The sequence below is a fragment of the Pseudoalteromonas sp. UBA2102 genome, from assembly GCF_002331165.1.
Lineage (GTDB): Bacteria > Pseudomonadota > Gammaproteobacteria > Enterobacterales > Alteromonadaceae > Pseudoalteromonas > Pseudoalteromonas atlantica.
Window position 1 is genome coordinate 1 of the sequence record NZ_DCYU01000128.1, and the last position, 5,850, is coordinate 5,850.

Sequence of the window (5,850 nt, forward strand, 5' to 3'; positions counted from 1 at the left end):
TCAGGTAAAAAGATTGCATAACCATTTGAGGTAAACATAGGGAAGTTAGGACGATGATTTAGCTCCATTTTAGGAAAATCATACATGCGCTGGCTCATGTAGCGGTAAAAATACACAACAACGGGCACTTTATCGCCTTTTTTGTAACCTGCAGGTTTAATTAATACCCCTTGTAGGTCTTCGCCATCAAAGCCTTTGTAGCGAATTAGCTCAGGCTTTTCGCCCCAGGAAAAACCCGCCATTTGTGGATTTAAGTGGGTAACTTTTTTAGGCGCTGTAAAGCTAAAGTCGCTTTGGTAGTAATCAGGAAACTGATGATATGTTTGCTCGGTAAAGAGGTATTTATCGGCATGTTTTGCCTTTTTAACTACATCAATACGTTTTTTGCCACTCAGTACATTAGTAACCGTTTGTGAGGCTAAATCAAGCTTGGCTACTTCACGTTGCTTTGATTGTAAGTTAACGGCTGATACAAGTAATGTATCGTTTTGAGCAAAGCCTACTTGGTTTTTATCAAGCTTAATAACGCGATATTGTGTATTGCTTGGTTTACCATTAGTTAAACGCTCAGCGCGTTGAGTGTTGACATCAAACGCCCAAATATCGTATTTGCTATAAACCAATACTTGGCTGCTGTTATTTAACCAACCGGCAAACCCATAGCCAGGTTGCGGTGATGGATAGTCGTGTTTGTCATCGGCAAACGTGGCATTAATAGCTTTGCTAAGGGCGGTAACTTTATTGGTTTTTAAATCTTTAAGTTGTACTTGGCTTTGTGCAAAGTAGACCGCATAGCGCCCATTAGGTGCAAGGCTTGGTGTAAACGGTGAATTTTTAATAATGGGAGTTTGCTCACCGGTATTAATGTTTATGCTGTAGTAGTCGGCAAAAAAGCCACCGTACATAATTTTTTCTAGGTGGGCTTGGTTAGAGTAGCCTAATACACTTTGGCTACGGTTAATGTTAAGCGCTAAATCGCTGACTTTTTCATTGCTTAGTTGTACTGCTTTTTGGCTTTTTAAATGAAAAACGGCGCTGTAATGGCGGTTTTTATTAACCTTGTTCCACTGTTGCTCTTCTCGTGGTTTTATTTGGGCATCGTTGTTGTGCCACACGTTTAGCGCTTTATGTTCACGAATCGTGTCAAAGTCGTACAGTGATGCTTCGTCGGTGTACTCTTTTGCTTTTATTTTAGCGGCCAGCTTTGGGTGGTTTTCAAAATATAAGCGCTCGCCATTTTCAGACCAGCTAATCGATGCTGTTTTACCTATAACCCATTCTTTATTAGGGGAGTCGATAGTGCTAAGGGTGTTATTTTGCCAAAGCTTTAGAGAGTATTGTCTGCGACGCTCATCATCGTTTACGTAGTTACCGAGGTTAAATGCGGCTATTTCTTTATCAGGGTGCCAACTAATTGATTGTGCAACCACGCCTGGCTCATCAATTAATACGCTTTGCGCAAAGTTATTATTAAGTTCAAGCAGTACAAGCTGATTGTTGTTGCCATCACTAAAGCTTTGGCTGGCAAGTAGCTGAGTGTCACTTGGGCTTAGCGCATAACTAAATACATTATTTAAGCTGTGGGTGGTGCTGTTTTTTAAGTTTATTATTACTAGCTCAAAGCTTTTATCTTTTTTATCTGGTGTGATAGCGCTTTTTTCTTCGCTGTTATCTTCAGTGGGTGTGTCTTTTTCTGCTTTTTTATCAACTCGATAAGCAAGCCACTGGCCATTGTTACCTAAAACATAGTCTTTTACGTCGGCAAATTGCTGTTTTTCGCCGGTTTGGGTATTGACTAAAATGAGGTTGTTTTTAAGTGATGACTTTTTCTCGCTGGTCTCTTGCTCAAGCAGGGTGGGTACTTGTGTAAATGCCACCCAATTAGCCGCTTTGTTAATAACGGGCTTGGTGCCGCGCTCCACGGTGCTAATGAGGGTGTTTGTTGTTAAGTCATAAACTTGCCCATTTGCATTGCCACGGTAAGGCTTAGCGCTAAAGCTGAGGATTTTACCATCATCTGAAAGTTGGGTGTTTTTTGCGTACTTAAAATCGAATACGTCTTTAAATTCTAACGGCTTTTGAGCCCAAGCAGCCGGGCTCGCTAAGCTTGCAAGCAGTGCAGAGCTTAAAAAGGTGAGCGTTGTTTTCATTATTGATTCTCGTTTTTCACAGTACTTTTAATGTAATAAGTATTGTAGCGAGTTTGGTTTATATTTCGAGCGGATCAGATAAGCGGTATAAGAAAAGGGACGAAAGGGTAAACGTTAGCGCGATTAACTAGCGCTAACGGTAAAATAATAAAGTAAGGTTATAACCAAATTTTTTGTAGTTCAGGCCATTGTTTTTCAAATTGCGAACTTGGTTTTACTTTAAAGTCGCTGCGCACAAACTGGTTCATTTTACCTTCAACATAGGCCAGTAAAAAGTTAGCAAGGGTGAGTTCGTCACTTTGAAAGGTTTTACCTTCACGAAGTTTGCGCTCGCGCAGTACTTGTTTAAATTGCGTTTCTAGCTTTTCAAATAGCCCTTGTACACGTTCGCGTAAACGCTCTTGCTCGCCTTGTAGGGCGTCGCCGGTAAGTATGCGTGTAATACCTGGGTTTTTTTCTGCAAACGTTAGTAGCAACAACAAAATATTATAAACGCGTGTTTGGCTTTCTTTTTCGTTTTCTAAAATAAGGTTAATGCGCGATAAAAGCGTGTCTTCGATAAACTCTATTAGGCCTTCAAACATACGTGCTTTACTTGGAAAGTGACGGTAAAGCGCAGCTTCAGACACACCCACTTCAGCAGCAAGCTTTGCAGTTGTAATTCGTTGTCCTGGGCTGGTTTCTAACATTTGCGCGAGGGCTTGCAGTATTTGCTCTTTGCGATTACTTCTTTTTGTCGCAGGCATGAACCTTCCTTTTTTATTTGTTATTTTTAGCTGCTAATCATTTTTTGTTCAAATGAGTGGCTTATGTTAATGTTTTATTCAGTTTGTTTCCAGCACTTTATAGTTGCTTGGCAAGTTGTTTAATTACCTCAAGAGCAATGCGTGTTTTACTATTTACCGCAAGTGCTAACTGCTCATTTTGCCAGTAAAGTGTTAAAGCATTGTGATCGGAATTAAACCCTAAACCACTTTGCGATACATCGTTAGCGCAGATCATATCGAGATTTTTATTTTTAAGTTTACCCTTTGCATAGCTCTCCACATTTTGCGTTTCAGCAGCAAAACCCACAGTGTAAGGGCGGTTTTGCGTTAAGTTTGCCACGGCGGCTATTACATCGGGGTTTTTAACAAGGGTGAGGGTAAGCTCATCGCCTTGTTTTTTCATTTTTTGAGTCGCTACATTAGCCGCTCTATAATCGGCTACGGCTGCACAACCAATAAAAGCATCAGAGAGTGGGGCATAGGTTAATGACTCATTTAATAGCTGCTCAGCGCTTTCAATGTTTATTAAATTAACGCCAACAGGGGCCTTGATAGTAACAGGCCCTGAAATTAAATTGACATGAGCACCAAGCTTTAAAGCGGCCTCAGCCAGGGCAAAGCCCATTTTTCCAGAGCTGTGATTAGAGATAAAACGTACAGGGTCAAGCGGCTCGCGGGTTGGCCCTGCCGTAATTGTAATGGTTTTACCTGCTAATAATTGCGGCTGCTCTGTAGCAGTGCACAAAGCCACAAGCTCATGCGGCTCTAGCATGCGCCCAGCTCCTACATCGCCACAGGCTTGCTCACCTTTGCCTGGGCCCCAAATAAGTACGTCACGTGCTTTTAAAGTGGTTAAATTTGCTTGTGTTGCAGGGTGTGCATACATTTGCTGGTTCATTGCTGGGGCTATTGCCACTTTAGCAGGGGTTGCCAGTAATAGTGTGGTAAGTAAATCATCGGCTATGCCGGCGGCCATTTTGGCAATGGTATTACTCGTTGCAGGCGCGACCAAAATTAAATCAGCCCATTTGGCAAATTCTATGTGGCCCATTGCAGCCTCTGCTGAGGGGTCAAGCAATGAATCAGACACCATTTCACCACTCACCGCTTGCATGGTTAATGGGGTTATAAAATGCTTAGCTGACTCGCTCATAACTACTTTTACTTCGCAACCTGCCTCTTTTAAGCGCCTAACGAGCTCTGCACATTTATAGGCCGCAATGCCGCCGGTGATGCCAAGTACGATTTTTTTGTTTGTTAAGTTAGTCATGAGTGTTTTTTGCTTGAGTGTATATGCAGGCTAAAATAACAAATCTTTGTGCTTTGAGCTAAGTTTTTAGGATTAAATAATCAGGCTAATTTTAAAAATTGCATTACAGTTATAAGACTGTTTTTTAATCATCAAGGATGAATAATGCAATTAACATCGTTACCTAACTCACTTCGCCCACGCGAAAAACTCATTGCAAAAGGCCCTAAAGCATTGACCGATGCTGAGTTATTAGCGATATTTTTGCGTACGGGTTTACCCGGTATGAATGTGATTGAGCTTGCACAGCACCTGCTTAACGAAAACAAAACATTGCATAATTTATTTAACGCCAGCCAAGATGAGTTTTGCGCACAAAAAGGGTTAGGGATGGCAAAATATGTGCAATTGCAAGCGGTGCTTGAGCTGAGTCAGCGTTACATGCAGGAGCGTTGCCAGCGCGATGCGGTGTTTAATTCACCAAATGCGGTGTATGAATATTTAACGCTGCAAATGCGCGGGCTACAGCAAGAAGTGTTTATGGTGCTTTATCTTGATAGCCAAAACCGTTTAGTAAAAGACGAAATTTTGTTTTATGGCACGATAAACTCAGCCAGCGTTTACCCCAGAGAAGTTCTAAAAGCGGCCTTAAAAAATAATGCTGCGGCCATTATTTTGGCACACAATCACCCAAGCGGGATTGCCGAACCAAGCCAAGCAGACAAACTTATCACTAATAAATTACAACAAGCACTGCAATTAGTAGACATAAATGTGCTTGATCACATCATTGTAGGAGGAGAAACGTGTGTTTCTTTTGCACAGCGAGGCTTGATTTAAGGTTGCTTGATGAATAAGTGTGTTAAAAATGAGCGGTTTGGACGGTTTTAGCAAATTAGTTTAATTTAAATGCAGTTTTTACTTTCCCTAAGGGCATTCGATCTTTATAATTAGCCGCTATCAAATTTACATATGAGCTGGTTGGATAGATCAGTATTTGATCTTTGCCTGTAAAAGCTGTATAAAGAGCGCCCTTCGATTTATCTAGGGCACAAATACATGGCCTTAGGTTAAATTAAGCTCGAGCGAAGTTATTGGAGATATATAGACATGTCTAAAGTATGTCAAGTTACAGGTAAGCGTCCAACGGTTGGTAATCACCGTTCACACGCGAGAAACGCGACTAGACGTCGTTTCCTACCTAACCTACAAACACACCGTTTTTGGGTTGAAAGTGAAAAACGTTTTGTAACACTACGCACTACTACTAAAGGTATGCGTATTATCGATAAAAAAGGCATCGACGCGGTACTTACAGATATCCGTGCTCGCGGCGAAAAAGTTTAAGGAACTGAATCATGCGCGATAAAATCCGTTTAGTTTCAACTGCTGGTACTGGTTTTTTCTACACTACCGACAAAAACAAGCGTAACATGCCTGAAAAGATGGAAATCAAAAAGTTCGATCCTAAGGCTCGTAAACATGTGATTTTCAAAGAAGCTAAAATCAAGTAATTTAGTTTTCTTTCAGAATTGTAAAAACCCAGCTTATGCTGGGTTTTTTGTTTTTAGCACTTATCAATATTAAACAGCCCCTAAAATATTTTATTAAATCTACAGATATAATTTAGGCATAAAAAAACCTTGCAGGTAAAACCCACAAGGTCATTATTTTTACAGCTTAC

The 5,850-nt window shown here is 40.9% G+C and carries 6 protein-coding genes; 3 read left to right on the top strand and 3 right to left on the bottom strand.

All coding sequences use genetic code 11. The features are described from left to right. From B2R65_RS16950 to coaBC, 3 genes are all read right to left on the bottom strand, one after another. A partial coding sequence (locus B2R65_RS16950; RefSeq protein ID WP_286744613.1) for a S9 family peptidase occupies nucleotides 1–2,150 on the bottom strand: 2,150 nt, incomplete at its 3' end. Nucleotides 2,151–2,308: 158 nt separating this feature from the next. Then, the gene (gene slmA / locus B2R65_RS16955; protein WP_004587943.1) at nucleotides 2,309–2,896 is read right to left on the bottom strand and encodes a nucleoid occlusion factor SlmA; all 588 of its coding nucleotides are present in this window, start codon (nucleotides 2,894–2,896) and stop codon (nucleotides 2,309–2,311) included. A gap of 97 nt (nucleotides 2,897–2,993) precedes the next feature. Beyond that, complete coding sequence (coaBC, locus tag B2R65_RS16960; protein WP_064384813.1) at nucleotides 2,994–4,187, bottom strand: bifunctional phosphopantothenoylcysteine decarboxylase/phosphopantothenate--cysteine ligase CoaBC; 1,194 nt, start codon at nucleotides 4,185–4,187, stop codon at nucleotides 2,994–2,996. 144 nt (nucleotides 4,188–4,331) lie between these two features. Here coaBC and radC point away from each other — a divergent pair, with 144 nt between their 5' ends. The 3 genes from radC (at nucleotide 4,332) to rpmG (ending at nucleotide 5,680) form a co-directional block, all read left to right on the top strand. Then, nucleotides 4,332–5,006, top strand: a complete 675-nt coding sequence (gene radC, locus B2R65_RS16965) for a RadC family protein (protein WP_024033348.1) — start codon at nucleotides 4,332–4,334, stop codon at nucleotides 5,004–5,006. Nucleotides 5,007–5,276: 270 nt separating this feature from the next. Then, the gene (gene rpmB, locus B2R65_RS16970; RefSeq protein WP_004587946.1) at nucleotides 5,277–5,513 is read left to right on the top strand and encodes a 50S ribosomal protein L28; all 237 of its coding nucleotides are present in this window, start codon (nucleotides 5,277–5,279) and stop codon (nucleotides 5,511–5,513) included. 11 nt (nucleotides 5,514–5,524) lie between these two features. After that, nucleotides 5,525–5,680 (top strand): 50S ribosomal protein L33, encoded by a 156-nt coding sequence (rpmG, locus tag B2R65_RS16975; RefSeq protein ID WP_004587947.1) that lies wholly within the window; start codon nucleotides 5,525–5,527, stop codon nucleotides 5,678–5,680. Nucleotides 5,681–5,850: the final 170 nt, after the last annotated feature.

Coding starts and splice junctions, on each gene's coding strand:
- rpmB (WP_004587946.1), top strand. CDS start 5,277: ATGTCTAAAGTATGTCAAGTTACAGGTAAGCGTCCAACGGTTGGTAAT.
- radC (WP_024033348.1), top strand. CDS start 4,332: ATGCAATTAACATCGTTACCTAACTCACTTCGCCCACGCGAAAAACTC.
- slmA (WP_004587943.1), bottom strand. CDS start 2,896: ATGCCTGCGACAAAAAGAAGTAATCGCAAAGAGCAAATACTGCAAGCC.
- coaBC (WP_064384813.1), bottom strand. CDS start 4,187: ATGACTAACTTAACAAACAAAAAAATCGTACTTGGCATCACCGGCGGC.
- rpmG (WP_004587947.1), top strand. CDS start 5,525: ATGCGCGATAAAATCCGTTTAGTTTCAACTGCTGGTACTGGTTTTTTC.